This is a genomic window from Mesorhizobium sp. 2RAF21 (assembly GCF_052115345.1).
Lineage (GTDB): Bacteria > Pseudomonadota > Alphaproteobacteria > Rhizobiales > Rhizobiaceae > Mesorhizobium > Mesorhizobium terrae.
The window spans coordinates 213,683-240,174 of record NZ_JBFRGM010000010.1 but is presented as its reverse complement, the minus strand read 5'-3'; the positions used below and the strand labels follow the sequence as shown (position 1 = coordinate 240,174).

The window sequence follows — 26,492 nt, the reverse complement described above, 5'->3', positions numbered from 1 at the left end:
TCGCATTTGCGCTAGGCTGCAGCACCATCCCGCGCCAAGACGGGAGGCTGCTTCTAGGAGGAACGACATGCAAGCTGCCGCCCATCATCTGAGCGTTGCCGACGGCGAGGCCTTCCTGTCCACGTCGCGCATGTTGTTCGGCCCGATCACGCAGCGGTTCGCGCGCGGGTCGGCCGAATCCATCCCCAAGCTGGTCTCGGTCAATCTGGGGCCCTGCCGGTTGTCGGAAATCAGGGCCAAGTCGCATCTGGTGGTCAATGACCGCGCCTATTGGCGCAGCTTCGACCCCGATGCCATCAAGATCCTCGTGCAGCTCAACGGTCGCAGCCGATTCGAACAGCAATCGATCGCCGTCGACCTCAATCCGCGATCCACGATCATCTACGACCCGGTGCGCGCCTACACGCTGCAGAACCTCAGCGGCGTCAACCAGCTCATCCTGCAGGTGCCGCGTTCGACCTTCACCGACGACACGCTGGCCCGGCTTGCCGCGCCGCTGCCGCTGCCGGGCGAAGACGACAGCCTGACCCACATCGTCTCCGGCCTCATGCAGATGGCGATCGGCGAGGCACGCCGTCTCGACGAGATCGGCTGCCGGCGTGTCGGCGAAAGCCTTATCCAGCTCGTCAACGGCCTGATCCGCGGCAAGCCGCAGCCGGTCGAAGCGCGTCGCGCCCCGCTGGAAGCGCTGCGCGAGCGCATCGTCGCCTATATCGACGCCAATCTGGCCCGCTCCAACCTGTCGACCGACGAGATCGCCCGCCATATGGGCTGCTCGCGCCGCTACCTGCATCGCGCCTTCGAGGGCGAAGGCATGACGCTGGAGCGTTTCGTCTGGGACCGGCGACTGGAGCGCAGCCGCGAGGCCCTGCTGGCCTCGGCCGACGTCTCGATTTCCGAAATCGCCTTTGCCTGCGGCTTCAATTCGAGCGCGCACTTCTCACGAGCCTTCAAGGCCAAATACGAAGTCGCACCGCGCGAGCTTCGCGACACAGTGCTCGGCAAGCTGCATTGAGATCGGGCGCGGCCGTCCGTCCGTTACGCGGAGGGACGGTCGTTCATCGAACCAGATTCATGATCCTGATTCTCGTTTCGACGCCGCTGCGACTCGACGGAGGTCGGGTGACACGGTCATTTCGTAATTTGCGCGGCCAATAAGCCTTCGAGCGAAGGAAACACGGGCATTTTCGGACAGATTTCGCCCATGTGAACAAAAAGCATCGCCGTTCCTTTCAAAATCCGCGCAAGCGCTTGAAAAGAAAAAGCGAAGTTTTTTGACTCCGGCTGCCGTTCGGCGCGGATATCCACTTTTCGACCGCGAGCGGCTGATCCGCCTATTCCGCGACGCCTTCCTCATATTCGGCTGACATCGTCAGCCAGCGCTCCTCATGGCCGTTGAGCTGGCCGGAAAGCTCGGAACGCTCCTTGGCCAGCCTCGTCGCCTTGATCGGGTCCTTTTCGTAGAGCGCCGGATTGGCGAGCTCGTCCTCGATCAGATCGATTCGCTTGCGCAGACGGTCCATAAGTCCTTCTGTCGCCCGGATTTCCTTGGCCAGAGGCTCCAGCGCTGCACGTCTTGCGGCGGCCTCGCGGCGGCGGTCGGCCTTCGAGGCCTTGTCGGCTTCGCGCTTCTCGCGACGGTCGCCCGACACGCCGGTCACCAAGGTCTTGTAGTCGTCGAGGTCGCCATCATACGGGTTGACCACGCCGTCCTTGACTAGCCACAGCCGGTCGGCCGTCGCTTCGAGCAGGTGGCGGTCGTGGGAAACCAGGATCACGGCGCCCGGAAAATCGTTGAGCGCATGGATCAACGATTCGCGGGAATCGATGTCGAGATGGTTGGTCGGCTCGTCGAGGATGAACAGGTTCGGTCCATCAAAAGCCGCCAACCCCATGAGAAGGCGCGCTTTTTCGCCACCGGACAAATCCTTGGCGGGGGTGTTCATCTTCTCGGTCGCCAGACCGAATTGCGCGACACGCGCCCTAACCTTCGATTCGGGCGCCTCCGGCATCAGCCGGCGCACATGCTCATAGGCATTCTCGTCGGGGCGCAGATCGTCGAGCTGATGCTGGGCGAAGATCGCCACCTTCAACCCCGGCGCAATCGTCATCGTGCCGGTCTCGGCCTTCAGCCTGCCGGCGAGCAACTTGGCGAAGGTCGACTTGCCGTTGCCGTTGGCGCCGAGCAGCGCGATGCGATCGTCGGCGTCGATGCGCAGCGTCATCTTCTTCAGGATCGGCTGGCCCGGCGCGTAGCCGACGTTGACACCGGAGAGCGCAACGATCGGCGAGGCCACCGTCTTGACCGGCTCCGGGAAGGAGAACGGCTTGACGCTATCGTTGACCAGCGCGGCGATCGGCTTCATGCGCTCCAGCGCCTTGATGCGCGACTGCGCCTGCCTCGCCTTCGAGGCCTTGGCGCGGAAGCGATCGACGAAGGATTGCAGATGCTTGCGCTGCGCTTCCTGTTTTACCCGGCCCTTTTCCTGCAGCTCCTGCTGCTCGGACAATTGCCGCTCGAACTGGTCGTACCCGCCGCGCCAGAAGCTCAGCTTCTGCTGGTCTAGATGCACGATCGAATTGACCGCGCGGTTCAGAAGATCGCGATCGTGGCTGATCAGAAGCACCGTATGCGGGTACTTCGAAACATAGTTCTCCAGCCAGAGCGTGCCTTCCAGGTCGAGATAGTTGGTCGGCTCGTCGAGGAGCAGAAGGTCGGGCTGCGAGAACAGCACCGCGGCCAGCGCCACACGCATGCGCCAGCCGCCCGAAAAGGACGAAGCCGGACGCTGCTGCGCCACTTCGTCGAAGCCAAGGCCGGCCAGAATGGTGGCGGCGCGGGATTCGGCGGTATGCGCATCAATGTCAGCTAGCCGGATATGGATTTCGGCGATGCGATGCGGATCGGTCGCGGTCTTTTCCTCTTCGAGGAGAGCCGCACGCTCCTTGTCGGCGGCAAGCACGATCTCGAGCAGCGAATCCTCGGTGCCGGGCGCTTCCTGCGCGACCTGGCCGATGCGCGTGTTCTTCGGCACGCTGACTGACCCGGTCTCGGAGCTGAGATCGCCGGTGATGGCCTTGAACAGCGTGGTCTTGCCGGTGCCGTTGCGTCCGACGAGCCCGGCCTTCGTGCCCGCCGGCAACGTCAGCGAGGCATGGTCGAGAAGCAGGCGGCCGGCGATGCGGAGCGAGAGATCATTGATGATAAGCATAGCGGCGCGTATTTGGCCCGGACAGACCACAATGGCAAGGGCGTCCAGTCGACACCGTTAAATCCGAGGCAGTGCCAGTTGGCCTGGCGGGCAACGACCGGCTCAAGTTCCGACCAAGCGGCCGGCCCGCAACAGGTCACCGAGGACGGCGTCAGGGTTCTTGGCAGTAACGCCCGCACCCAATGGGCGCGGCGGGGGCAGCGAGTGGCCGATGGCGAAAAGCAATGCGCTGCCGGCCGAAAACAGCGCGAACAACAGGAACATACCGGTTCCGCCATAGGCGCCGAGCGCCATTCCAGCCAGCAGCGGTCCAAAGAAATTGCCGATCGAAGAAAACGAGTGCGCGCCGAAATAGGTGCCGCGATTGGCGGCCGTGGAAATGCCGTCGACCAGCATATACTCGGCCGGCACGACCAGAACTTCGCCGATCGTAAAGACAATCATTGAAACGACGAGCATCTCGACGCTGGAAGACATTGCAAAGCCCAGATTTCCGATGAGGAACATCAGGCAACCGAGCACGAGTGCGCGCAGCGCTCCGATGCGCTCGATGACGAGGCGCGCCGGCGTGCTGGTGACGAGCACGGCAGCGGCGTTCGTGCTGACCAGCAACGCGAAAATCTCAACGCCCCTGGCGAAATCCTTGGTGATGTATTGCGACAGCGGCACCGACCACTGCCCGTAGACAGCGACCAGCAAGGTGCCGCCACCGGCGAAAAACATGAGCCGCTGGTCGCGAAACGCGCCAATCAGGCGTCGTAGGCCGCCAACGCGCTGCTCAGCGGCGGTTTCCGTGTTCGCTGCGATTTCCGGCACGAACAGAAAGATGACCGCCCCAAAACCCAGATGGACGACACCTGCGACGACGAAAAGCACATCGGACGTCGCGCCGAACGCCAGCCCGATCATCGGGCCGATCGCCCAACCGGCATTGATGGCGAGATATCGCCACGAGAAGACCTTGAGGCGCAATTTTTCGGGCGCCGCGTCACTCATCATCGCTCGCGACACCGGCTCGTAGACCGCACCGGCGATCGAGGCGGCAATGTGCGAGAGCGCGAACGCCGCAACGGACTGGGCGAGGCCAAGCCCGATCATGCCGAGACCGGCAAAGGAGATGGCGATGGCGAGCACCATACGGCGCCCCAGCCGATCCGAAACCGTGCCGGCGAGCGGACTGACCATCGCGCCAAGCAACGGTCCGATCCCGATCAGCGCACCGATGCCGGCGGGTCCCAATCCGAAATCACGCTGCAACCTGATCGCCAGAAACGAAAGGCTCATGCCCTTGGCGATGGCGACGATGCCTGAGCCGGCGATGAGCAAAAGGGCAACCAGGCGGCCTGTCTGTTCGGAATAGCTGTTCATGAATGCCCAATGCCCCGAAAAAATCGCCCGAAAAATAACTCGACTGCGCATCGCTTCGCATTGGTCGCAGATATCCGCAAGGGAGAACATGAAGGGAACATTTAGGCCAGACAACTTGTCGTCCCGCCCAACTCGAATGCTGTGACCGGCAACGAAACGGCCCGCCGAAGCGGGCCGTCCGTTACAGGAAAATGCGATGGTTCAGCGATTGACCTTACCCAGAAGCAGGCACAAGGCATGCAGGTCGCTGTCATAGCTTCCGCTTCTCAACACCTCGGCGCAGCGGATCTTGAGCTTGGCCAATTGCGTGCCGGACAATTGGGCAATAGCCCGCGGCACGGCCGGATTGTTGGGATTGACGGTGCTCGGATTGCTCGGATTGCTGACAATCGGTCCGCTCGGCGCGACCGGGCTCAGCGGGTTGCGCGGAGAACTCGGTCCAGACGGGTTCGAAGGAGTACTCGTGCCGCCACCGGCCCCTACGCCAACTCCGACGCCCAGGCCGCCAGTTCCGCCGACAGAAGCCCCCAGACCGGCAGTGACACCGTTCGTGCCGCCAACCGAAGCGCCGAGACCGGCGTTCACGCCACTCGTACCGCCAACGGAGGCACCAAGACCGGCAGTGACACCATTCGTGCCGCCGACCGAGGCGCCAGCGCCGGCATTCACGCCATTGGAACCACCGATGGAAGCCGTCGCGCCCGCATTGACACCGCTGGTTCCACCGACCGAGGCACCGGCGCCGGCGTTCACACCGTTTGAACCGCCAACCGAAGCGCCAAGTCCGGCGTTCACACCGCCCGACCCACCGATAGAGGCGCCAACACCGGCGTTAATACCGCCAGATCCTCCGACGGATACGCCAAGACTTGCGGCATTCGCCGGAAATGCCAGACAAACAACTACGGCACCACTCGCCAATGTTCCGGCGAGACTCTTTACGAAACTAGCCATAACATCCTCCTTATGGTTTCGCGCTTCGTCGACAGCATGGCCTTCATGGCCGGCACGAAATCAAAACGATAGGAGAATATCAGAACCTACAATACACGCTGACGTTTCAATATTTATAGCTTTCGACGCGTTTGCCACTTCGGGTCAATTGCCGTCGAATTTTATTATATATGAAAATTAGAACATGCGTAAAGATTACGCGTAGGCGCGCCCTTCTTCTGCGCGCTGGAAATACATGAGATCCAAAGACAAGGAAGGGCGTCCGAGAACTGTCAGGATCATGTGAGCCTGCCCACGGTGGTGCGTCTGGTGGTTGAAAACGTGATCGAGTGCCGGCGCCAGCCTCTGCGAGATTGTCCGCATATCCGCCGTCAGATAGGAAAAGCGGCCGGCGATATCCGCATCGCCCAGTCGTTCAACCCAGTCGACAATACGCTTGTCTTCGGTTTCGCGGGCCACCCACAGAGCCGGCAGGGCTTTTTGAATGATGGCATCGAGTGCCGACGGCGCGTCGCCTTCACCGGTGAAACGCTTCATCCAGATGCGGTCCGTGACAAGCAGGTGATTCAACGTGCCCATCATCGAACCGAAGAAAGCGCCGGTGTTGCGGTTGAATTCTTCGTCGGTCAGGTCGGCGGCGGCGTTGTAGAGGCGGTTGTTGGCCCATTGATTATAGGCGGCGAACATCATGAAATGCCTTTTCATCCCTACCCTCGGTTCCCGCCAACGGAATGCCTGAATGCGGGAACTGCTCTAGAACGTCCGAAAGGCCAAGGCCATGACCATTTTGCTCTACGATCTCGTCGGCCGGGACGAAAAGCTCCCCTACAGCCCGCATTGCTGGAAGGCGAAAATGGCGCTCGCCCACAAGGGACTGGCGTTCGAAACGCTTCCGACCCGCTTCCTCGATATCGCCCAGGTCGAAAATGGACTGTCCAAGACCGTTCCGGTTATCCGCGACGGTGACCGGGCTGTGGCGGATTCCTTCGCAATCGCTCTCCACCTCGAAGGGGCCTATCCGGACAGGCCGACGCTTTTCGGCGGCGAAGGCGGCAAGGCGATGGCTCGCTTCGTCGAGCGCTGGACACAGATCACCATGCACCCGTTCATCACCACCGCCATCGTGTTCGACATCTTCCAGATGCAGGATGAGCGCAATGTGCCCTATTTCCGCAGCAGCCGCGAAGCACGACTGGGCAAGCGGCTCGAAGATGTTTCCGCTGCGCGCGACGCAGGCCTCGGCGCGTTCAGGGCCTCCCTGGAACCCCTGCGCAGCACGCTTTCCTACCAGCCCTATCTTGGTGGGCACTCGCCTTTGTTTGCCGACTATATCGTCTTTGGCGCGCTGCAATGGGCGCGCGTGAGTTCGCCCTATTCGCTGCTCGACCACGACGATCCGATCGACGAATGGTTCCGCCGTTGCCTCGGTCTGTTCGGCGGGTTGGGTGCCGGCGTTCCCGCGGCGGCCTGACTGCCTCTCTTCCCCTTGGCAATGCGTCGGACGGCCTGTATAGAGCCCGCCACACCTCAATCCCCATCACCAAAGGACGACCCATGGCGATCGAACGCACCTTCTCGATGATCAAGCCGGATGCCACCAAGCGTAACCTCACGGGCGCCATCACCAAGATGCTCGAGGACGCCGGCCTGCGCGTCGTCGCATCGCGCCGCGTCTGGATGAGCCTGCGCGAAGCCCAGGGCTTCTACGCCGTCCACAAGGACCGCCCCTTCTTTGGCGAACTGACCGAATTCATGTCGTCGGGCCCGACGATCGTGCAGGTTCTGGAAGGCGACAACGCCATCGCCAAGAACCGCGAAGTGATGGGCGCCACCAACCCGGCCAACGCCGCCGAAGGCACCATCCGCAAGGTACACGCACTGTCGATCGGCGAGAACTCGGTGCACGGCTCGGACGCGCCGGAAACTGCTGCCGAAGAGATCGCCTACTGGTTCTCGGGCACCGAAATCGTCGGCTGATACCGATAGGCCTCGGACACGAGGCTTGCCTCTCGACGAAAAAGCCGGGCACCCTGCCCGGCTTTTTCATTTTTCCATTGCCCAGCCCTGATCGCCGCCCTTGGTCGATTGATCCAGGCAACCGAGCGCCCAGCAGTCAGTCAACGCCAGCGCGCAGCCGCCGCCTCGTCACTGTCCTTGGCTTCGACCCAGCCGCCGTCGGAGCCGTCAGCGCGATGTTCCTTCTTCCAGAAGGGCGCGCGCGATTTCAAATAGTCCATCAGGAAATTGGCGGCCTCGAAGGCAGCCAGCCGATGCGCCGACGCCGTCACCACCAGGACGATGTTCTCACCCGGCCGGATCCTGCCGTGGCGATGAATGACGGTGAGCCCCTGCAGTGGCCACCGGCCGATGGCCTCGACCGCGATGCGGCCGATCTCGGCTTCCGCCATGCCAGGATAGTGCTCGAGTTCCAGGGCAACCAGCGCGCCAGCCTCATCGCGGCAGAGGCCCGAAAAAGTGACGACCGCGCCAATGTCAGCACGCCCCGCGGTCAGTTCCCCGATCTCGGCGGCGATATCGAAGTCCTGCGCCTGGATTTTGATTTTCGGTTGGACGGGATCGGCCACGGCCTCACCCCCCGGTCATCGGCGGGAACAGCGCGATCTCTCGTGCCCCCGCGATTCTCTCGCCGTGCTCGACATGTTCCTGATTGATGGCGACGCGGATGGAGCGCGGATGCCGCAAGGCGTTTTCATATTCCTCGCCGCGCGATTTCAGCCAGGTCAGCAGTTCGGCCACCGTCGTCACGTCGCCCGGCAGATCGACGTCTTCCTCGGACTTGCCGATGCGCTCGCGCACCCAGGCGAAATAGATGAGCTTCATCGCCCTTCCCGCTATTCGTCGACGATATGCTTCAAGCCGGCGCGGAAATAATCGTAGCCAGTATAGAGCGTCACCACGGCCGCGATCCAGAGCAGCACCAGCCCGGTCTGGGTGGTGAAGGGGAAAATCTTGTCGCCGGCAGGCCCGGCCAAAAGGAAGGCGATCGCCACCATCTGGATCGCCGTCTTCCACTTGGCGAGCTGCGTGACCGGCACGGAAACCTTCAGCGCGGCCAGATATTCGCGCAGGCCCGAGACGAGAATCTCGCGGCACAGGATGATGATCGCTGCCCAAAGCGACCAGCCGGCGATGCCCTCATCGTCGGCGGCGAGCAGAAGCAGACAGGTCGAGACCAGAAGTTTGTCGGCAATCGGGTCCAGCATCTTGCCGATGTTGGAAGTCTGTTGCCAGGCGCGCGCCAGATAGCCGTCGAAATAATCGGTGATGGAGGCGGCAAGGAAGATCGCCAGAGCCAGCCAACGGGCGAAATCGCTCGATTTCAGATGGCCTTCGAGGAAAAAGCACACCACGACCATCGGCACCGCGACGATGCGGGCATAAGTGAGCATATTCGGGAGGTTGAATGCGCGTCTTGCCATGCGGCCCAGGTTTTCCTTTTTGCCTGCGTACTCAAATCAGAAGCCGATATCAGGGGTCAACCGCCGAAAATCGTATGGCCAGCGCAAAAGCGCGCTGGGCCAGTCAATTCTCGTGAAAATGATTGTAAACAAGTCGTGCGACCTGTTCCGAGATACCGTCGACGGTCATCAGGTCCTCGATTGCGGCGCGGCTGACCGCCTTGGCAGTACCGAAATGCAGCAGCAGCGCGCGCTTGCGGCCAGGGCCGATGCCGGCGATCTCGTCGAGCGGGCTCTTCACCATCTCCTTCTTGCGGCGGGCGCGATGCGAGCCGATGGCGAAACGGTGCGCCTCGTCGCGCAGGCGCTGGATGAAATAGAGCACGGGATCGCGCACCGGCAGCGTGAAGGATGGCTTGCCCTCGGCAAAAAACCGTTCGCGGCCGGCCTCGCGGTCCTGGCCCTTGGCAACGCCGATGGCCACGACACGATCCTGTATGCCGAGATCGGCGAGAATCTTGCGCACGGCCGACATCTGGCCTTGGCCACCGTCGATCAGGATTACATCCGGCCAGGCCGGGAAACTGGCGGAGACGATGTCGTCCGGCTCGGCATCCCCTTCGCCCGCCGGCTCGTCGCCATGTTCCTTGATCAGGCGCGAGAAGCGGCGCTCCATCACCTCGCGCATCATGCCGAAATCGTCGCCGGGGGTGATCTCGGTCGAGCGGATGTTGAACTTGCGATACTGGTTTTTGACAAAACCTTCCGGACCGGCGACGACCATGGCGCCGACGGCGTTGGTGCCCATGATGTGCGAGTTGTCGTAGACCTCGATGCGCACGGGTGGCTTCTCGAGCCCGAACGTCTCGGCGAAACCGGCCAGTAGCCTTGCCTGCGTCGAGGTTTCGGCGAGGCGACGGCCCAGCGCCTCGCGCGCATTCTGCAAGGCGTGGTCGGTCAGATCCTTCTTCTCGCCGCGTTGCGGCACTGAGATCGACACCTTGCGGCCGGCGCGGGTGGAAAGTGCCTCGGCGAGCAATTCCTGCTCGTCCACAGCATGCGAAAGCAGCACCGTGCGCGGCGTCGGCTTGTCGTCATAGAACTGGGCGAGGAAAGAGCCCAGCACTTCGGCGGCTTCCATGGCAGGATCGGCCTTTGGGAAATAGGCGCGGTTGCCCCAGTTCTGGCCGGTGCGGAAGAAGAAAACCTGGATGCAGACCTGACCGCCCTCCTGATGGATGGCGAAGACGTCGGCTTCTTCCACCGATTGCGGATTGATGCCTTGATGGCTCTGCACATGGGCCAGCGCCGCCAGCCTATCGCGGTAGATCGCGGCATGCTCGAAATCGAGATTTTCGGCGGCCACCTGCATGGCGGCGGAAATCTCGGTCTTCACCTTCTGGCTGCGACCGGACAGGAAACCCTTCGCCTCATCGACCAGCTCGGCATAACCGGTTTGCGATATCTCGCCGGTGCACGGCCCGGCGCAGCGCTTGATCTGATAGAGCAGGCAGGGCCGCGTGCGGTTCTCGTAGAAAGAATCGGTGCAGCTCCTGAGCAAAAAAGCTCGCTGCAGCGAATTGATGGTGCGCCCCACCGCCTGCGCCGAGGCGAACGGGCCGAAATAGTCGCCCTTGCGCGAGCGCGCGCCGCGATGCTTGTAGATGCCGGGCGATGCATGGTCGCCGGTGAGCAAGATATACGGAAACGATTTGTCGTCGCGCAAAAGGACGTTAAAGCGCGGCCGCAATCTCTTGATAAGATTGGCTTCCAACAACAGCGCTTCGATTTCGGTGCGGGTGACGACGAATTCCATCGTCGCCGTCTCGCGCACCATCCGGCCGATGCGGTTGGTGTGAAAGCGGCCTTGCGCATATTGGGTGACGCGCTTCTTCAGGCTGCGCGCCTTGCCGACATAGAGCACGTCGCCGGCGGTGTTCATCATCCGGTAGACGCCCGGCGCGTTTGGCAGGCGCTTTACGAGCGTCTGGATGACCTCGGCACCCACCATGCCTTCGGTGTCGCCGGCATGCTGCGTCCAGTCGACTGTCGTGAATGCAAGCTCGGGACCGGACGGCGTTACCTCCAGTTCGCCGCTGTCTTCATCGTCCAGATCGACGTCGGGCAGGTCCTCGCCCGCCGCATGTCCGTTTTTTTGTTTGCCGGAACTCATTCCACCACGCCTGCCACATCAGGTGTCTGCCAGGCCAGATGCTGGCCGCCATCCAATGCGATCATCTGCCCGGTCACCGAGCGCACACCCCACAGATATCGTATCGTCGCGCCAAATTCGCCAAGCGTCGGGCCACGCTTCAACAACACCCCATCGAGCTGCGTCTGGAAATCACGGTCGTTCTGACGCGCGCCCTTCAGCGTCGGCCCCGGCCCAATCGCGTTGACGCGGATGCGCGGCGCGAGGGCCTGCGCCAATGTCTGGGTGGCCGCCCACAATGCTGACTTCGATAGCGCGTAGGAAAAATAGCGCGGCGTTGGCCGCCAGACACGCTGGTCGATCACGTTGACGACCAACCCTTCGCGACCCGCCGGCAAAGCACTGGCGAATCGCTGCGCAAGAAGCGCGGGCGCCTTTACGTGGACGGCAAAATGCCTGTCCCAACCTGCCCAGTCGAAATTCTCGATCGTGTCTTCTTCGAATAGAGATGCATTGTTGACCAGAAGGTCGACCGGTCCGAGCTTTTCGGCTGCCGCATCGATCAGACCGCCCACCGCATCCATATCGGTCAAGTCGGCTGAAACGACAGCGGCGCGACCGCCACTGGCAACGATATCGGCAGCGAGGGTTTCCGCGTCCGCGCGCGAGCGGTTGCAATGAATGGCGACAGCGAATCCGTTCGCAGCCAGGTCTTCGACGATCGCCCTGCCGATCCGCTTCGCTCCGCCGGTGACGAGAGCCGTTCCAATGGCCGCGGTTGTCATCGGGCCTCCTTGCTGTAAGCGGCTTGCGCCCGATACAGCCGGCAAAAAAGGTAAAATGCCGTTCGTTCATGTGGCAGCATTGTGTCAAGTCGCTCCCGTTGGGGGTCTCGACTCGGACCCGGGCAGTTCATGGAACGGCCAATATAGGGACCGCAACCCCTTGCACCAAGCCGGACAGCGGTGCTTGGGCACAACGCTCCTGACAACTTTGTTGCACTAGTGCAACGTCACGGTTCAGCCTCATTGGCGCCGGGGAATGACCCAGTTTCAGGTTCGCTTCCGCCGCATTTGCCGACCAAATTCCGGAACCGTTGAACGCCTGATCCGTTTATCCCCCCGGCGGATCACGTATCACGACGAACAAGCCAGCGTCTGTGGCTTTATGGAGTAAGAACTATGCATATCAACCACAAATTCGCGCGGCCGGCCGTTGCAGCACTCGGGTTGCTGGCTCTCGTCGGCACCGTTCCCGCCTTCGCCGCGGACGTCGTTTCGGAAGAGCCGCCGGCTCCGGCACCTGTCGCCGAACTGCCCGTCGCTTCCTGGGCCGGCGCCTATGCCGGTGTGAATCTCGGCTACGGCTTCTCGGGCCGCACCCGCCTTGAGGACCAGGACACCCGCATCAACAAGAACGGCTTCGTTGGCGGCGCTTTCGCCGGCTACAACTGGCAGCAGGACAACTTCGTGTACGGCGTCGAGGGCGACCTCGGCTACAACGGCACCAAGGGCTCCAGCAATGACTTCAAGGCGAAGTCGGGTCTCGAAGGCTCGCTGCGCGCCCGTCTCGGCTATTCGGTCAGCCCGAACATCCTGCTCTACGGTACGGCAGGTGGCGCGGCTGAGAAGCTGAAGGTCACCGACCAGCTCGCCGGTGTCAGCGACAGCAAGGCGATGCTCGGCTGGACTGCCGGCGTCGGCACTGACATCAAGCTGACCGACAACGTCTTCGGTCGCGTCGAGTATCGCTACACCGACTACGGCTCCAAGACCTTCGACAACATCGGCAAGGTCAAGGACAGCGACAACCGCATCCAGTTCGGTGTCGGTATGAAGTTCTGATCGGCTTCCGATCGAAACTGCAAAAAGCCGGGCGTTTCGCCCGGCTTTTTTGTATCTGGTGTCCAAAGGCGAATTGAGCGGAGCAAATGCCCTCAGTCAGGCAGAGCGATGCCGCTCTGTCTCGGATCAGGACGGCACGCAGCCCTTCAGTTCGGGAAACTTCTCGTCGAAGCGCGACGCCCAGCGCACCAACCTCCCACGCCCCTTCTCCCATTTGCCGGCGAAACGCAGCGCGAGATAACCCAGCGTTGCGCGAAGGGCCATCTGGCCGACGGTGATCTTCGTCGGCAGCTTGGGTGGATTTGCATTGAGCAGATCCAGCGCCCGCGTGATCTTTGCCCACTGCTTGTCGAGCCAAGGTTGCGAAATCTGGTCTTCGGGCCGGAAACGGCGCTCATAGACCATCGACAGGGCCGAATCGCAAATGCCGTCAGCAAGCGCTTCCAAGGCTTCCGCCTCCGTGCGCTTTTCGGCATTGCGCGGGAACAGCGCGTTTTTCGACAACCTGTTGAGATATTGGGTGATGACGCGGCTGTCATGGACGGCCTTGCCATCATCCAGCACCAGAACCGGGATCTTGCCGAGCGGGTTGGCGACAAGAAGGTCGGCGGGCTGCTCGTCGGTTTTGGTCGGTTTCAGGTCGATGGCGATGCCGGCATAGAGCGCGGCCATGCGCACCTTGGCGCTGTAGGGCGAGGCTGAGGCATAGAGCAGACTGGGCATGATTTCCTCGTCGCGGCACACATGCTGTTTCAGCCTGGCGCCTACTGGCATGGAAGATGAACAGGCCTCGTGGATAAACAAGACCAGTTCAGGTGACAATCAAGATTGCAACCCAGCGCAAGAAGCCGGACGGCCTAACGAAGGACGCGGCAGGCGCCGTTATAGACCATCCAGCGGTCGAAGCCCGAAACGCAGAATTCGACATTGTCGCCAATGCCCGCGAAGCCCTGCCCTTCTTCGATCAGATACCAGATGGTCCGTTCGCGCCCGTCGGAAAGCGCGACCTTGGCGTTGCAATAGCGACGGCCGATCGGCCACTCTTCTTCCGCCGGCAGATAGCGCCGCTCATTGATGCGGCGGAAATCGGTGATCTGGACATTGGGCAGATGCGGAACGTGGCGCACCTGATAAGCGAAGCGGCTGGTGATCTTATTGAGCACCCACGCCTCGCCGCAAACGCCTGGATCGCCGGAGTAATGCGAAAGATCCGCCGCTTGCGCCACGGGCGCCCCGACGGAGACAGAACTCAGACCAATCAGGCTTGCGAGAAGAAGTTTGATGGAGCGAGTCATGGGACGCCTCTCTTCATGATCGGCGGCACTGTGCGAATTTGCCGCGAGGCGGTCAAGCTGGGAGTGAACCGACTTCGATCAAATCGGCGATCTAGCCGTCGTCGCGCGCTAACCAGTCGAGCCGCCAGCCGGCCGCTCGCGGCTCCGCCATGGCCGCTGTTAGGACCGGCAGCAGCAAACGCAACTCCGCTTCCAGCGTGAATGGCGGGTTCACCACCACAAGCCCGGTGCCGTCCAGCCTCTCGCCGTTGGAATCCGGCCGGGCCTCGAAAACGACGTCGAGCACCCTGGCCATGCCGGACTCTGCCAGACGCTGGCGGAAATCCGCGATCGAGCGCCGATCCTTGATCGGATACCAGAGCGCGTAGACGCCACCCGGCCAGCGCCCGTAGGCCTTGATTACCCCGTCCGAGAGACGATCGAACTCACCCTCCTGCTCGAAAGGCGGGTCAATCAGCACCAGGCCCCGTTTTTCCTTGGGCGGCAGACGCGCGCCGAGTGCCAGCCAACCGTCCAGTTCGATAATGCGCGTTTGAAAATCGCCTTCGAAACGGCTCTTCAGGCGAACCGCGTCTTGCGGGTGCAATTCGATGGCCGTCAGGCGATCCTGCTTGCGCAAAAGGTGCCGCGCGATCAATGGCGAACCGGGATAGAACTGCAGGCCTGCCTGGGGATTGCAGGCACGCACCGCGTCGAGATACGGCGCGAGCGACGCCACCACCTCCGCACCGGCATCGATGCCGGCCAGCCGTCCAATGCCGTCCCGCCACTCGCCGGTCTTCTGCGCTTCCGTCGACGAGAGATCGTAGAGCCCGATGCCTGCATGCGTATCCATGACACGGAAGGCTTTGTCCTTGCGTTTCAGATATTCGATCAGGCGCGTCAGCACGACATGCTTGACGACGTCAGCGAAATTTCCGGCATGATAGACGTGGCGATAGTTCATGGCTTCAGTTCATGACCTCAAGCGGAGCTTCCCGCCCTGCCCCAGCGCGGCTTGGGTGGCATGTCCGGGTCGTTGGGTCGTCGCGGACCGCCCAGGCGGATCGCCAGCATCAAGCCAACGATACCAACTCCGATCATGCCGAATCCGATCTGGCTGCCTCTCTCATCCGGAACCGCAGCGCCGGCGCGCAGATTGAGACTGACCGATTTGATCTGGATATTGTCGGCGTCGCCTGGTCCGATGGTGAACACGTAGACACCGGGCTTCTCGACATCGAATGGTCCGACCTCTTCGCGAAAGATCTTGTCCGTGAGTTGCGGGCTCTGCTCACGTGGCGTCGGGTTGCCGCTGAAATGCAACGTCTTGGCGAGCACCGTGCGACCTCCGACAGCAGCTGTAAGGGTCAACACAGTGCGGTCAAAAGCATTGATGCGATCGGCATTGGTTGTCAGGTCGACCAACATCCGCACCGGTCCGTTGTCGGCTTTCAGGGGCACCGAAACCGGCTTGAAGCGGCCATTTTCATAGACACTCCAGGTACCGATCGCGTCCCCGGAAAAATTCCGGACCGCCCACGGATAAATAAGGCCGAGAGCAATACCGACAGCGATGATCAACAGAAAGAACGCGCGCATGGAGTGTCCTTAGAGCGTTTGGTGAGCTGCTGGAAGCGCCTAGGCAGGCACTCACCCACTCAACGGGTCACGCCTTTCGCTCCCAGCGCCGGTCGGCGGTCTGCTGCCAGTAAGTCACGGTATGCTCAGCCGCCTTCATGTCTTTCCAATGCATGCGAGCGGCTTCCACCTGCCCTGCATCGTGCCCGTCAAACAGGAAGACCGCTCGGTCATAACCCGACAGATCAGGCGGCAAGGCACCATCGACCAGGAAACGGATTTGCGCGCCGTTTGGATTTGCCCCTCCGGTAGTTAGCAAGATCGGCTGCTCCGCGGGATGGGCTTCATGGTCCGTCGCATGCGCAAGGAAGGCGTCGTCGCGGAAAGTCCACAGGTGCTGATCCAACGCGTCGCGACGCTCTTCGCTGCCTGTTTGCACGACGACGCGCCAGCCGCGGTCGACACTTCGCTCCAGCAGGCCTGGCAGCGCCTCCTCCAGCGTCGATTCCGTCAGGTGATAAAAGAGAACCTCGGCCAAGAACTCAGCCTTCGTAGTTATCGCGCACGAACCGGTCGAGAAGCCTGACGCCGAACCCCGATCCCCAGGACTGATTGATCTCGCTGGAGGGTGCCCCCATGGCCGTACCGGCAATGTCCAGATGAGCCCAAGGGGTCTCCTTGATGAAACGCTGGAGAAACTGCGCGGCCGTAATGGCGCCGCCATAGCGTCCGCCGATGTTCTTCATATCGGCATTTTTTGAGTCCAGCAGCTTGTCGTATTCGGAACCGAGCGGCATGCGCCAGAGCTTTTCCTGCGTGACCGTGCCCGCCTGCAGCAACCGGTTGGCAAGTTCATCATCATTGGCGAAGAGCCCGGCATGATGCTGGCCAAGCGCCACCATGATCGCTCCGGTGAGTGTCGCGAGGTCGACGATCAGCTTGGGATGAAAGCGATCATTGCAATACCAGAGCGCGTCGGCCAGAACGAGACGGCCTTCCGCGTCGGTGTTGAGCACTTCGATGGTCTGGCCCGACATCGAGGTGACGATATCGCCCGGCCGCTGGGCATGGCCATCCACGCTGTTTTCCACCAGGCCGAGAATGCCGACCACATTGGCCTTGGCTTTGCGGGCGGCCAGTGCATGCATAAGGCCGGTCACGGCAGCGGCACCGCCCATGTCGCCCTTCATCTCCTCCATTCCGGAGGCCGGCTTCATCGAGTTGCCACCCGTATCGAAGGTCACGCCCTTGCCGACAAATGCCACCGGCTTGTCCTTGGCTTTGCCGCCATTCCATTGCAGCACAGCCAGGCGTGCGCCACGTGGCGACCCCTGCGCGACGCCGAGCAAGGATCCCATACCGAGCTTTTTCATCTCCTTCTCGGCCAGGATTTCGACCTTGACGCCGAGCGCTTCCAGCTCCTTGGCCCGGTCAGCGAATTCCACCGGCCCCAGAATATTGGCCGGCTCGTTGACCAGGTCGCGCGCCAGGCACACGCCGTCCACGACGGCTTCGATTTCCGCAAACGCCTTCTTGGCGGCACTCGGATGCGAGAGCTGGATGGTGATCTTCACCGGAGCCTTGCTATCGTCCTTGGCGTCGTCCCCCTTCTTCGTCTTGTATTTGTCAAAGGAGTAGCCGCGCAGAAGAATGCCGGCAGCCAGGCCGGCCGCTTCGGCTGCGCCAACTTCCACGCCGGGCAGATCGAGTATGATCGCCACTTCTTCCGCCTTGCGCAGCGAGGCCGCTATCTGCCCGCCAAGCTTCATCCAGGCATATTCGTCCAGCGCCGATATCTTGCCGACGCCGATCACTGCCAATCGACCGATTTCTGCACCTTCAGGTGCCAGCACCTCGGCGACAGAGCCAAATTTACCGGAGAAGTCGGCAATTGGCAGCGCCCGCGCAAGCGTGTTGGCAGGATCGTGTGCTTTGCCGGTTTCCGAAATTCCGGCGTCCTCCGCCGACAGGACGAAGACCGCACCTTTTTTCACGGCAGCAAATTTGGAAAAGGCGATGGAGTATCTGGCGGCCATGAGATCCTGCGTGATTTTCTGTTCGAAGCGAGTTGCGACATTTCGCGCTTTTGGGACGTTTGGCAAGACTGGCCAGCGCAAGGTTGGCGTAATGAAGAGAGCCCATAGGTCAACAGCTGTTGGCTGCGGGGACCATCAATGCCGACGAGACGATTTGACCGCACCGGACACTTGACGTTCGACTGTGCATTGCACAAATGTCTGGCTGAGCTTGTCGTTAACCATGCCTCTTCGCCTTTTCTTATCCATTGCCGACCAGACTCGGCTCACGGGATACGATGACTTGAAACGGAACCAAATCAGGCCGGTTGTGTGGGTGTCACCGGAAAGATAACTTCAAACCAGCGACACACGTCGAGATCAATCGAGAAGAACTGCCCTGAATGAAGGTCGCCGAGCTCTACATATTCCGGCGTGCGCTCTCGCTCTTTCTCGCGGCGTTGGCGTGGACGCTGGCAATTGTCTGGACGACGCAGGTCCTCACGCGCATCAATCTGGTCACGGATAACGGACAGTCGGCTGCTACCTTTTTTCAGGTCGCCGCTCTCATTTTGCCCACGATCATACCGATCGTGGTCCCCTTTGCCCTCATCGTGGCGGTCGCGCAGACGCTGAGCGTGATGAATTCCGATTCGGAACTGGTGGTCATCAGCGCCGCCGGCTCGTCGCGTATGACCGTCATCAAGCCGATCCTGATCCTGGCGCTGGCGGCAGGCGTATTTTCCTTCATCGTCGATAATGGCGTCGAGCCCTATGCCCGTCAAAAGAACCGGGAACTCATCGCCAGCGCCCGCGCTGATTTCCTGTCGCTGATCATTCAGGAAGGCACCTTCCGGAAAATCGAAGATGGGCTGTTCGTGCAGATCGGCGAACGTTTTGCCGATGGCGGGCTGGGCAGCATCTTCGTCGCGGACTCCCGCCAGCCCGGGACTGATCTGGTGTATTACGCCAAGACCGGGGCGGTAATCGACAAGGGCAAGGAAAAGGTGCTGCTGATGAACGATGGCGTCGTCCATCGTAAGGCACCAGCCGGCGACGTTTCGGTCATTCGTTTCACATCCTACGCCTTCGACCTGTCGGCCTTCGCGACTGCGGCACAAACCACGCTTTATCCAAAAGACCAGACGACTCAGTACCTGCTCAATCCGAACCCGAACGACAAGATCTACCAGCAATCGCCGGACACGTACCGGGCCGAACTGGCGCTGCGGTTCTCGGAATGGGCTTATACGCTGGCCTTCGCGATGATCGCCCTTGCCGTCGCCGGCGATGCCCGATCGCATCGCGAGGCGCGCATCCATCCACTGATCACTGCCGTTTGCATTGCATTGTTCGTGCGTTGGCTGGGTTTCTTCGCCGCCGGCAAAGCGAGCACCAATCCATTTTACAACTATGTTGTGCTGGCCGTGCCTTTTGCCGCGTCGGTCGTGGCCGGCTGGGTGATCTATTCCAATCATCGCATGGAGCTACCGGTAAGCTGGGCTGACTGGCTGACGAACATGTTTTCCCGAATGGGTGACTTCGGTCCGCGCCTGCGACTTTGGTGGGCCAATCGGGTCGCTTCCCGACAAGGGAGAGCGTGATGGGTTGGACGCTCGGTCGTTATTTCTTCTTCCGTTACCTCGGGATCACCATCTGGATTTTCCTCGGGCTATTCGCGCTCGTTTTCCTGATCGATTTTACCGAATTGACCGGCCGAATTGCCGGCCTGCCCGGTTTTTCATATCAACTCGGCTTCGCGATCTCGGCGCTGCGCGTGCCGATGATCATGCTGCAGACCGTACCGTTCGTCGGTCTGTTCTCGGCGATGGCCACGCTCGTGTCGCTCAACCGCAAATATGAATTGGTGATCGCGCGTTCCGCCGGCATTTCCGCCTGGCAGTTCCTGCTCCCCTGCTGCATCGGCGCACTGATGTTCGGAGCCGTCGCGGTAGGCGTGCTCAACCCGCTGGCTGCTTATGGATTTTCTCAATCCGAGCAGATCGAAAGCGATCTTCGATCGGGTTCATCCAACGATGTCTCGGCAAGCGCAGCCCCGTGGATCCGGCAGAAAACATCGGCAGGCGACACAATCATCGGTGCTCGCGCCATCCTGAACCAGGGATTGGAGATGGCGGACGCGTCGTTCTTCCTGCTCGATCCCCAGGGCAACATCATCGAACGCAAGGACGCCAAAAAGGTATTCCTCCGCGACGGCTATTGGGATCTGCAAGACGTAACCATCCTGAAAGACGGCAACGCCAGCAAGCGGGATTCCGACCGGCTGCCGACCGACCTCAGGCCGGAATTCGTTCAAGAGCGGTTGGCTCGGCCGGAGACAATCCCATTTTACGATCTGCCGCAGAAGATTGAAGTTGCTCGATCTTTCGGTCTGAAGGCAAATGCGTTCGCCATGCAATTCGATTCGTTGGTCGCGATGCCCTTCCTTCTGATTGCGATGACGCTTATTGCGGCAACCGTCTCGATGAGATTTGCACGAATGGGACAATCGGCAACGATGATTCTGGGTGGCGTCGTTGCGGGGTTTCTGCTTTATGTCGTATCTGTTTTGGTCAAAGCGTTTGGAGTGGCGGGATTCGTCCCGACCATCGTAGCTGCATGGTTTCCGGTGGTCGTGGCGATGTTCTTTGGGGTAACGTTCCTGCTTTACAGGGAAGACGGCTAGTGGTGAGGGCGGTTTTGCACGGCCGTAATTCAATGCGCGCTGCGTTGCTGTGCGGCGTGAGCGTCTTGGCATGCCTTGTTGCAGGCAGCGTTTTTGTCACCCCGGCGGCGGCCCAAAAGGTGGAGACACCCACTGTTCCGGCTGGTTCCCAGATGCTCCTGGAATCAGACACGCTGGTCTACGACAACGACAAGCAGACGGTGACCGCGGTCGGCGGCGTCCAGATCGAATATGGCGGCAACAAACTTGTCGCTCAGCGCGTCGACTACGATCGCAAAACGAAACGCCTTGTTGCCTCAGGTAACGCTCAGTTGGTGCAGAGCGATGGCACCAAGATCAATTCCGAGCACATCGATCTTACCGACGATTTCGCCGACGGATTCGTTAACGCCCTGCGTGTCGAGACCCCGGACAAAACCTATTTCGGCGCTGAAAGCGCCGAACGTATCGGTGGCGTCCTGACCACATTCCACAATGGTGTCTATACGGCCTGCGAGCCATGTGAGGACAAGCCGGACAAGGCGCCGATTTGGCGTGTGAAGGCGCGCAAGATCATCTGGAACGGCCAGAAGAAGACGGTGCGGTTCGAGAACTCCAATTTCGAGTTCTTCGGCTTCCCCCTCGCCTTCCTGCCGGCTTTCGAAATCGCCGACCCGACCGTAAAGCGCAAGACCGGCTTCCTGATGCCAGGCATCTCTATCAACAGCAAACTTGGCACGGGAATCAGTATTCCGTACTACTTGGCGCTGTCACCGACCTACGACGTCACTGCGCGCGGCACGTACTATACGAATCAGGGCTTTCTGGGCGAGGCTGAGTGGCGCCAGCGTTTCGACAACGGCCAGTACAGCTTGCGCATTGCCGGCATCAACCAGAAACAACCCGGAAAATTCGATGCGAACACCGTCGACTCCGGACCAGATGGCGACCCGAACAAACTCCGCGGCATGATGGGCACCAAAGGCCAGTTTGCGATCAATTCGCGTTGGAATTTCGGTTGGAACATTCTGGTACAGACGGATAAAAACTTTTCGAGCACTTATCATATTCAGGGCTACAATGACTCCGTACATCGGTCGGAAGTCTATTTGACCGGCCTGAACGACAGGAACTATTTCGACTTGCGCGCGATGCACTTCCAAGTGCAAGAAAAGACGTTGCCGCAGACCTCTGGCGCACGCTATCAGACCGGTGCGCGCGACGAATTCCAGCCGTGGGTACTGCCGTCGCTGGACTATGCCTACATCCCCGACGCACCGCTGGCTGGCGGCCAATTGTCGGTCAATCTGAATGCACGCGTTATCAGGCGCGACCGTCTCGATCAGGCCTTCGTCACGCCCTACGATACGCTGTCGGCTGTTCAGCGCGTTCGTGGCATCGAGGGTGAATCCGGGCGTCTGACAGCAGAAGCCGAATGGAAGCGTAGTTTCGTCACCGACGGCGGTTTGGTGCTCACCCCGCTGCTCGCTTTCCAAGCGGACGCAAACTACTTGAATGCCTCCTCGGGTTCGATCAACGCCATCAATCAGATGGCAGTTGCACAGGGTGTGGCTACCGACATGCGCTCGTCCTTCGCAAGGACCATGGCGACGGCTGGTCTTGAAATGCGCTGGCCGGTTTTGTTTTCCAGCCTGACCGGTGGCTCGCATGTTGTCGAGCCGATGGCTCAGCTGTTCCTGCGCCCCAACGAGCCTTATGTCGGTGGCCTGCGCGTTCCCAATGAGGACGCACAGAGCATGGTGTTCGACGCCACGACCCTGTTCGAGCGCGACAAATTCTCAGGTTATGATCGGATCGAGGGTGGTACCCGCGCCAATGTGGGTGTGCGTTATTCCGGCAGCTACGCTAATGGCTGGACGACGAACGCGCTGTTTGGCCAATCTTATCAGCTGTCGGGCACGAATTCCTTCGCTCAGCCGGATCTCGTCAATGTCGGCGCCTATTCCGGCCTGCAGACCGACACATCCGATTTCGTCGGCCTGGCTGGCTTCACTAGCCCCGGTGGTTTGTCGGCGTCAGTCAGCGGGCGCTTCGACGCCAGCACTTTCGAAGTCCGTCGGACAGAACTGCGGACGGCCTATAGCGGCTCGTCGCCGATTTCGGTCTCGGCGCAATACGCCTTCATCCAGGCTCAGCCGGACTATGGCTTCCCGGTCGATCGCCATGAGGTGACATTCGGTGCTTCGACACGCCTCAACCAGAATTGGCGCATCTTCGGATCGAGCACATACGACATCAAGGCCGAAGTGCTGACCAGCGATGGTCTTGGTTTTGCCTATGACGACGAGTGCTTCACCTACCTGATGACCGTTTCGGAAAGCCGTGACCGCGTGACCAAGGAAGTGACTCGCAATTTCGGCTTCAACATCTCGTTCCGCACGATCGGCGATTTCGGCTCGACCACCAGCAGTTTCCAATAGCCAGCCCTTGCAGGACACGGTTTCGCCGCATAGGACAGGCATGCAAACGACAAATCTGGCTAAGATTTGAGCCGGAATCGGATTGGATTTGGAACGGACGATGAGGAAACAGCTCTTTTCCGCGAGCTTGGCGCTCCTAGTGGCAACGGCCGGCATATCGCTGACATTGTCGACGCAATCGGTCTTCGCCAGTGAAATCAAATATGTCGTCAACAACCTTGCCATCACCAGTGGCGACATTCAGCATCGCGCCGCTTTCCTGCGCCTGCAGAAGCGCAAGGGTGACGCCTCCCAGGAGATGATCGACCAGACCCTGCGTCTTGCCGAAGCCAGGCGGTTGGGCATCCGCATCTCGGACAAGCAGGTGGAGGACGCTTATGCGCGCTTTGCCTCGACCAACAAGATGCAACTTGCCCAGCTCGACGGGATCATGGACAAGTCCGGCGTCACCAAGCAGCATTTCAAGGAATTCATTCGCGCGCAGATGGCTTGGAATCAGGCGCTCACCATGCGCAACCGCTCCGAGCAAGGCGGGCTGAGCGAGCAGGATGCCGTGCGCAAGATGCTGCAGAAAGGCGGCAGCAAGCCCTCCGCCACCGAGTATCTGTTGCAGCAGATCATCTTCGTCGTACCCCCTGCAGAACGCGGTTCGTCGATGGCCAAACGCAAGCGCGAAGCGGAAGCGATGCGCGCCCGGTTCAATGGTTGCAACACCACGCGCGAATTCGCCAAGGGACTGATCGACGTCACAGTACGTGATCTCGGTCGCGTGTTGGCGCCGCAGCTGCCCGCGGATTGGGCCGACCAGGTCAAGGCAACCAAGGCCGGTGGCGCGACCAGCGTGCGCGAAACCGATCGCGGCATCGAATTCATTGGCGTGTGTTCGGCGCGCGAAGTCTCGGACGACAAAGTCGCCCAGATGGTGCTGCAGACCGAAGGCTTTGGCGGCGGCAAGAAGGACGACGCAGCCGACGCACTGAGCAAAAAATACGTTTCCGAGCTGAAGGCCAAGGCCGTCATCGTACAGCGCTGATCGGCCGTGGGCGCAACCGAACTACCGCTCGCGTTGAGTATCGGCGACCCCTCAGGTGTTGGTCCCGAGATTGCCCTTGCTGCCTGGCAAAACCGCCATCGTCATTCCATTCGGCCGTTTTATCTGCTTGGTGATCCTGCACTGGTCGCTGCACGTGCGCGTAGCGTTGGCATCGGGGTCAAGGTCGAGGAAGTTGCGCAGGAGGAAGCGTCGCGTGCCTTCGAGCACAGCCTGCCTGTCGTGCCGCTGGCGGCCCGTTTTGTCGACACACCGGGCCAGCCTGATCCTGCCAATGCGCAAGGTGTGATCGAGGCGATCGATCGGGCAGTCAGCGACACTTTCGATGGCAAGGCAGCGGCCGTGGTCACCTGCCCGATCGCCAAGAAGCCGCTCTACGACGCCGGTTTCGGCTTCCCCGGCCATACTGAATACCTGGCGCACCTCGCCACCAGGCGCACCGGCGAGACGGTGACGCCAGTCATGTTGCTGGCTGGACCTGAGTTGCGCACAGTCCCGATCACCATTCATATAGCGCTGGCAACTGTGCCGGAGGTGCTCACCACCGATCTGATCACGACAACCGCGCGGGTCGTGGCGCAGGATCTCAGGGCGCGTTTCGGCATCAAGAACCCGCGCCTAGCTGTCGCGGGCCTCAACCCGCACGCTGGCGAGGATGGCTCCATGGGCAAGGAGGATCTGGAGATCGTCCGCCCGGCTGTTGAGATTTTACGGGCCGAAGGTATCGATGCGCGCGGTCCGCTGCCGGCCGACACGCTTTTTCACGCGCGGGCTCGTTCCGGCTACGACGTCGCACTGTGCATGTATCATGACCAGGCGCTGATCCCGGCCAAGACGCTGGCCTTCGATGAAGCCGTCAATGTTACGCTAGGCCTGCCGTTCATTCGTACCTCGCCCGACCATGGCACGGCTTTCGACATCGCGGGAAAGGGTATCGCACGCCCCGATAGCCTGATCGCTGCACTGACATTGGCTGGAAAACTTGCCGATAATGTCCGAGCGCCGGTGACGATATGAGCATTGACGGTCTGCCACCACTGCGCGAGGTCATTGAGCGCCACGGACTTCAGGCAAAGAAGGCGCTGGGTCAAAACTTCCTGCTCGACCTCAATCTGACCAGCAAGGTGGCACGGACCGCTGGCGATCTGTCGCAAGCAACGGTTATCGAAGTGGGTCCCGGCCCTGGTGGATTGACGCGCGCATTGTTGCTCAATGGTGCCCGCCGCGTCGTCGCCATCGAGCGGGACGAGCGTTGCCTCGACGCATTGGCGGAAGTGTCGAACCACTATCCGGGTCGATTGGAAGTGATTGCAGGCGATGCGCTGAAGACCGATTTCGAAACGTTGGTCCCAGACGGTCCCGTCAAGATCGTCGCCAACCTGCCCTATAATATCGGTACGGAATTGCTCGTTCGCTGGCTAACCGTCGACACTTGGCCGCCTTATTACGAATCGCTGACGCTGATGTTCCAGCGCGAAGTGGCGGAACGGATCGTGGCCAAGGCCAATGGCGATGCCTATGGCAGGCTTGGGGTTCTCACCGGCTGGCGCACCGAAGCCAGGATCGCCTTCGACGTCCCGCCGCAGGCTTTCACGCCGCCGCCGAAAGTAACGTCGTCGGTGGTGCATTTGACGCCGCGACCGGCGCCTTCGCCCGTCAATGTGAAATTGCTCGGTCGTGTCACCGAGGCGGCCTTCGGCCAACGCCGAAAAATGCTGCGACAAAGCCTGAAAAGCCTTGGCGGTGAAGCACTGCTGGATCGTGTCGGTATCGACCCGACCCGCCGTGCCGAAACGCTCAGTGTCGAAGAATTTGTGCGCCTGGCGAATTCGCTTTAGCGATCTATCGCAAGACGTGGGGCTCAGAGCGCCTCGTCGAGCAGACCGGAAACAAAATCGAACAGGCCGGGACGGCGGTCCCGCCGCAGCCGTTCGGCGCTTATGATCGCCTTCACTTCGGTAAAAGCCCGATCCAGATCATCATTGATGACAACGAAGTCGTATTCGGTCCAATGCTCGATCTCGTCGCGAGCATTCTTCAGCCGGGTTTCGATCACGGCTTCCTGATCTTCGGCGCGCCGCTTCAGTCGCGCCTTCAATTCAGCCATGGACGGCGGCAAGATGAAGACCGACACGATGTCACCGCGCATCTTCTCACGCAGCTGCTTGGCACCTTGCCAATCGATGTCGAACAACATGTCGCGGCCTTCGGCCATGGCTCGTTCCGCCGGCTCCCGCGGGGTCGCGTAAAAATTGCCGTGCACCTCCGCCCATTCGAGCAGTTCGTCATTGTCGCGCAGGATCTCGAATTCGCGCCTAGTGCGGAAATGGTAGTGACGACCGTCGATCTCGCTGCCGCGGCGCGGGCGGGTGGTCACGCTGACAGACAGCTCGAAGCCATGGTCGGCTTCCAGGAGATTGCGCGCGATGGTGGACTTGCCGGCACCGGATGGCGACGACAGAACGAGCATCAGGCCCCGGCGACGGATGCGGGAACCGGTGTCCTTGATGGCCATC

27 protein-coding genes are annotated in these 26,492 nt (G+C 61.0%); 10 read left to right on the top strand and 17 right to left on the bottom strand.

Going from position 1 to position 26,492, the window contains the following annotated elements; genetic code table 11:
• The first annotated feature begins 67 nt into the window (after positions 1–67).
• Positions 68–1,015, top strand: a complete 948-nt coding sequence (locus AB4136_RS18370) for an AraC family transcriptional regulator (RefSeq protein ID WP_024926205.1) — start codon at positions 68–70, stop codon at positions 1,013–1,015.
• 116 nt (positions 1,016–1,131) lie between these two features.
• On the opposite strand, the gene AB4136_RS18365 is transcribed toward AB4136_RS18370, so the two are convergent.
• The 5 genes from AB4136_RS18365 to AB4136_RS18345 all read right to left on the bottom strand — a co-directional run bounded on the left by AB4136_RS18365 (position 1,132) and on the right by AB4136_RS18345 (position 6,239).
• Complete coding sequence (locus AB4136_RS18365) at positions 1,132–1,308, bottom strand: hypothetical protein (RefSeq protein WP_161773090.1); 177 nt, start codon at positions 1,306–1,308, stop codon at positions 1,132–1,134.
• Positions 1,309–1,334: 26 nt separating this feature from the next.
• Positions 1,335–3,212 (bottom strand): ABC-F family ATP-binding cassette domain-containing protein, encoded by a 1,878-nt coding sequence (locus AB4136_RS18360; protein WP_024926204.1) that lies wholly within the window; start codon positions 3,210–3,212, stop codon positions 1,335–1,337.
• Positions 3,213–3,314: 102 nt separating this feature from the next.
• Positions 3,315–4,580 (bottom strand): MFS transporter, encoded by a 1,266-nt coding sequence (locus tag AB4136_RS18355; protein ID WP_024926203.1) that lies wholly within the window; start codon positions 4,578–4,580, stop codon positions 3,315–3,317.
• 201 nt (positions 4,581–4,781) lie between these two features.
• Entirely contained in the window at positions 4,782–5,375 is a 594-nt protein-coding gene (locus AB4136_RS18350) for a hypothetical protein (RefSeq protein ID WP_441931544.1), read from the bottom strand.
• Positions 5,376–5,729: 354 nt separating this feature from the next.
• On the bottom strand, positions 5,730–6,239 hold the full coding sequence (locus tag AB4136_RS18345; protein WP_024926201.1) for a DinB family protein: 510 nt from the start codon (positions 6,237–6,239) through the stop codon (positions 5,730–5,732).
• 73 nt (positions 6,240–6,312) lie between these two features.
• On the opposite strand from AB4136_RS18345, the gene AB4136_RS18340 reads away from it, so the two are divergent.
• Both AB4136_RS18340 and ndk read left to right on the top strand, forming a co-directional pair.
• Positions 6,313–7,005 carry a glutathione S-transferase family protein gene (locus tag AB4136_RS18340; protein ID WP_024926200.1) on the top strand — a complete coding sequence of 231 codons (693 nt, stop codon included), beginning with the start codon at positions 6,313–6,315 and terminating at the stop codon, positions 7,003–7,005.
• 83 nt (positions 7,006–7,088) lie between these two features.
• Positions 7,089–7,511: a nucleoside-diphosphate kinase gene (ndk, locus tag AB4136_RS18335; RefSeq protein ID WP_024926199.1), complete on the top strand. Its 423-nt coding sequence runs from the start codon at positions 7,089–7,091 to the stop codon at positions 7,509–7,511.
• A gap of 140 nt (positions 7,512–7,651) precedes the next feature.
• On the opposite strand, the gene AB4136_RS18330 is transcribed toward ndk, so the two are convergent.
• The 5 genes from AB4136_RS18330 to AB4136_RS18310 form a co-directional block, all read right to left on the bottom strand.
• Positions 7,652–8,119: a molybdenum cofactor biosynthesis protein MoaE gene (locus AB4136_RS18330; protein ID WP_024926198.1), complete on the bottom strand. Its 468-nt coding sequence runs from the start codon at positions 8,117–8,119 to the stop codon at positions 7,652–7,654.
• Between the two features lie 4 nt (positions 8,120–8,123).
• Positions 8,124–8,375: a molybdopterin converting factor subunit 1 gene (gene moaD, locus AB4136_RS18325; RefSeq protein WP_137901725.1), complete on the bottom strand. Its 252-nt coding sequence runs from the start codon at positions 8,373–8,375 to the stop codon at positions 8,124–8,126.
• A gap of 11 nt (positions 8,376–8,386) precedes the next feature.
• Positions 8,387–8,974, bottom strand: a complete 588-nt coding sequence (pgsA, locus tag AB4136_RS18320) for a CDP-diacylglycerol--glycerol-3-phosphate 3-phosphatidyltransferase (RefSeq protein ID WP_024926196.1) — start codon at positions 8,972–8,974, stop codon at positions 8,387–8,389.
• Between the two features lie 103 nt (positions 8,975–9,077).
• Complete coding sequence (gene uvrC, locus AB4136_RS18315) at positions 9,078–11,126, bottom strand: excinuclease ABC subunit UvrC (protein WP_024926195.1); 2,049 nt, start codon at positions 11,124–11,126, stop codon at positions 9,078–9,080.
• Positions 11,123–11,890 carry an SDR family oxidoreductase gene (locus tag AB4136_RS18310; protein WP_024926194.1) on the bottom strand — a complete coding sequence of 256 codons (768 nt, stop codon included), beginning with the start codon at positions 11,888–11,890 and terminating at the stop codon, positions 11,123–11,125. Before AB4136_RS18310 ends, uvrC begins: the two co-directional genes overlap by 4 nt.
• Positions 11,891–12,286: 396 nt before the next feature.
• On the opposite strand from AB4136_RS18310, the gene AB4136_RS18305 reads away from it, so the two are divergent.
• A complete protein-coding gene (locus AB4136_RS18305; RefSeq protein WP_024926193.1) occupies positions 12,287–12,949 on the top strand; it encodes an outer membrane protein in 663 nt (220 codons plus the stop codon).
• A gap of 126 nt (positions 12,950–13,075) precedes the next feature.
• Here the strand turns inward: AB4136_RS18305 and AB4136_RS18300 are convergent, their stop codons facing one another.
• The 6 genes from AB4136_RS18300 to AB4136_RS18275 form a co-directional block, all read right to left on the bottom strand.
• Positions 13,076–13,672 (bottom strand): glutathione S-transferase family protein, encoded by a 597-nt coding sequence (locus AB4136_RS18300; RefSeq protein ID WP_024926192.1) that lies wholly within the window; start codon positions 13,670–13,672, stop codon positions 13,076–13,078.
• Positions 13,673–13,806: 134 nt separating this feature from the next.
• A complete protein-coding gene (locus AB4136_RS18295) occupies positions 13,807–14,244 on the bottom strand; it encodes a hypothetical protein (RefSeq protein ID WP_024926191.1) in 438 nt (145 codons plus the stop codon).
• Positions 14,245–14,335: 91 nt separating this feature from the next.
• The gene (locus AB4136_RS18290) at positions 14,336–15,190 is read right to left on the bottom strand and encodes a 23S rRNA (adenine(2030)-N(6))-methyltransferase RlmJ (RefSeq protein WP_137901726.1); all 855 of its coding nucleotides are present in this window, start codon (positions 15,188–15,190) and stop codon (positions 14,336–14,338) included.
• A gap of 17 nt (positions 15,191–15,207) precedes the next feature.
• Complete coding sequence (locus tag AB4136_RS18285; RefSeq protein ID WP_441931543.1) at positions 15,208–15,807, bottom strand: hypothetical protein; 600 nt, start codon at positions 15,805–15,807, stop codon at positions 15,208–15,210.
• An 85-nt stretch (positions 15,808–15,892) separates the two neighbouring features.
• Positions 15,893–16,342 (bottom strand): DNA polymerase III subunit chi, encoded by a 450-nt coding sequence (locus AB4136_RS18280; protein WP_024926188.1) that lies wholly within the window; start codon positions 16,340–16,342, stop codon positions 15,893–15,895.
• A 4-nt stretch (positions 16,343–16,346) separates the two neighbouring features.
• A complete protein-coding gene (locus tag AB4136_RS18275) occupies positions 16,347–17,840 on the bottom strand; it encodes a leucyl aminopeptidase (protein ID WP_024926187.1) in 1,494 nt (497 codons plus the stop codon).
• A 383-nt stretch (positions 17,841–18,223) separates the two neighbouring features.
• Between AB4136_RS18275 and lptF the strand changes: the two genes are divergently transcribed.
• The 6 genes from lptF to rsmA all read left to right on the top strand — a co-directional run bounded on the left by lptF (position 18,224) and on the right by rsmA (position 25,814).
• Positions 18,224–19,423: an LPS export ABC transporter permease LptF gene (gene lptF / locus AB4136_RS18270; RefSeq protein ID WP_024926186.1), complete on the top strand. Its 1,200-nt coding sequence runs from the start codon at positions 18,224–18,226 to the stop codon at positions 19,421–19,423.
• Entirely contained in the window at positions 19,420–20,505 is a 1,086-nt protein-coding gene (lptG, locus tag AB4136_RS18265) for an LPS export ABC transporter permease LptG (RefSeq protein ID WP_024926185.1), read from the top strand. Before lptF ends, lptG begins: the two co-directional genes overlap by 4 nt.
• Before the next feature lie 32 nt (positions 20,506–20,537).
• Positions 20,538–22,925 carry an LPS-assembly protein LptD gene (locus AB4136_RS18260; protein WP_036254018.1) on the top strand — a complete coding sequence of 796 codons (2,388 nt, stop codon included), beginning with the start codon at positions 20,538–20,540 and terminating at the stop codon, positions 22,923–22,925.
• Between the two features lie 100 nt (positions 22,926–23,025).
• Complete coding sequence (locus AB4136_RS18255; RefSeq protein ID WP_024926183.1) at positions 23,026–23,958, top strand: peptidylprolyl isomerase; 933 nt, start codon at positions 23,026–23,028, stop codon at positions 23,956–23,958.
• A 6-nt stretch (positions 23,959–23,964) separates the two neighbouring features.
• The gene (gene pdxA / locus AB4136_RS18250; RefSeq protein WP_024926182.1) at positions 23,965–24,993 is read left to right on the top strand and encodes a 4-hydroxythreonine-4-phosphate dehydrogenase PdxA; all 1,029 of its coding nucleotides are present in this window, start codon (positions 23,965–23,967) and stop codon (positions 24,991–24,993) included.
• Positions 24,990–25,814, top strand: a complete 825-nt coding sequence (gene rsmA / locus AB4136_RS18245) for a 16S rRNA (adenine(1518)-N(6)/adenine(1519)-N(6))-dimethyltransferase RsmA (protein ID WP_024926181.1) — start codon at positions 24,990–24,992, stop codon at positions 25,812–25,814. Before pdxA ends, rsmA begins: the two co-directional genes overlap by 4 nt.
• A gap of 23 nt (positions 25,815–25,837) precedes the next feature.
• Here rsmA and gmk read toward each other — a convergent pair whose 3' ends face one another.
• Positions 25,838–26,491 carry a guanylate kinase gene (gene gmk / locus AB4136_RS18240; RefSeq protein ID WP_024926180.1) on the bottom strand — a complete coding sequence of 218 codons (654 nt, stop codon included), beginning with the start codon at positions 26,489–26,491 and terminating at the stop codon, positions 25,838–25,840.
• Between the last annotated feature and the right edge of the window lies 1 nt (position 26,492).

What these genes read in the sequence shown, in the direction of transcription:
- AB4136_RS18310 (WP_024926194.1), bottom strand. Translation starts at nt 11,890, where the DNA reads ATGACAACCGCGGCCATTGGAACGGCTCTCGTCACCGGCGGAGCGAAG.
- rsmA (WP_024926181.1), top strand. Translation starts at nt 24,990, where the DNA reads ATGAGCATTGACGGTCTGCCACCACTGCGCGAGGTCATTGAGCGCCAC.
- AB4136_RS18255 (WP_024926183.1), top strand. Translation starts at nt 23,026, where the DNA reads ATGAGGAAACAGCTCTTTTCCGCGAGCTTGGCGCTCCTAGTGGCAACG.
- lptF (WP_024926186.1), top strand. Translation starts at nt 18,224, where the DNA reads ATGAAGGTCGCCGAGCTCTACATATTCCGGCGTGCGCTCTCGCTCTTT.
- uvrC (WP_024926195.1), bottom strand. Translation starts at nt 11,126, where the DNA reads ATGAGTTCCGGCAAACAAAAAAACGGACATGCGGCGGGCGAGGACCTG.
- AB4136_RS18370 (WP_024926205.1), top strand. Translation starts at nt 68, where the DNA reads ATGCAAGCTGCCGCCCATCATCTGAGCGTTGCCGACGGCGAGGCCTTC.
- AB4136_RS18355 (WP_024926203.1), bottom strand. Translation starts at nt 4,580, where the DNA reads ATGAACAGCTATTCCGAACAGACAGGCCGCCTGGTTGCCCTTTTGCTC.
- pgsA (WP_024926196.1), bottom strand. Translation starts at nt 8,974, where the DNA reads ATGGCAAGACGCGCATTCAACCTCCCGAATATGCTCACTTATGCCCGC.
- ndk (WP_024926199.1), top strand. Translation starts at nt 7,089, where the DNA reads ATGGCGATCGAACGCACCTTCTCGATGATCAAGCCGGATGCCACCAAG.
- gmk (WP_024926180.1), bottom strand. Translation starts at nt 26,491, where the DNA reads ATGGCCATCAAGGACACCGGTTCCCGCATCCGTCGCCGGGGCCTGATG.
- AB4136_RS18360 (WP_024926204.1), bottom strand. Translation starts at nt 3,212, where the DNA reads ATGCTTATCATCAATGATCTCTCGCTCCGCATCGCCGGCCGCCTGCTT.
- AB4136_RS18295 (WP_024926191.1), bottom strand. Translation starts at nt 14,244, where the DNA reads ATGACTCGCTCCATCAAACTTCTTCTCGCAAGCCTGATTGGTCTGAGT.
- AB4136_RS18300 (WP_024926192.1), bottom strand. Translation starts at nt 13,672, where the DNA reads ATGCCCAGTCTGCTCTATGCCTCAGCCTCGCCCTACAGCGCCAAGGTG.
- AB4136_RS18275 (WP_024926187.1), bottom strand. Translation starts at nt 17,840, where the DNA reads ATGGCCGCCAGATACTCCATCGCCTTTTCCAAATTTGCTGCCGTGAAA.
- AB4136_RS18290 (WP_137901726.1), bottom strand. Translation starts at nt 15,190, where the DNA reads ATGAACTATCGCCACGTCTATCATGCCGGAAATTTCGCTGACGTCGTC.
- AB4136_RS18345 (WP_024926201.1), bottom strand. Translation starts at nt 6,239, where the DNA reads ATGAAAAGGCATTTCATGATGTTCGCCGCCTATAATCAATGGGCCAAC.
- moaD (WP_137901725.1), bottom strand. Translation starts at nt 8,375, where the DNA reads ATGAAGCTCATCTATTTCGCCTGGGTGCGCGAGCGCATCGGCAAGTCC.
- AB4136_RS18340 (WP_024926200.1), top strand. Translation starts at nt 6,313, where the DNA reads ATGACCATTTTGCTCTACGATCTCGTCGGCCGGGACGAAAAGCTCCCC.
- AB4136_RS18305 (WP_024926193.1), top strand. Translation starts at nt 12,287, where the DNA reads ATGCATATCAACCACAAATTCGCGCGGCCGGCCGTTGCAGCACTCGGG.
- AB4136_RS18260 (WP_036254018.1), top strand. Translation starts at nt 20,538, where the DNA reads ATGCGCGCTGCGTTGCTGTGCGGCGTGAGCGTCTTGGCATGCCTTGTT.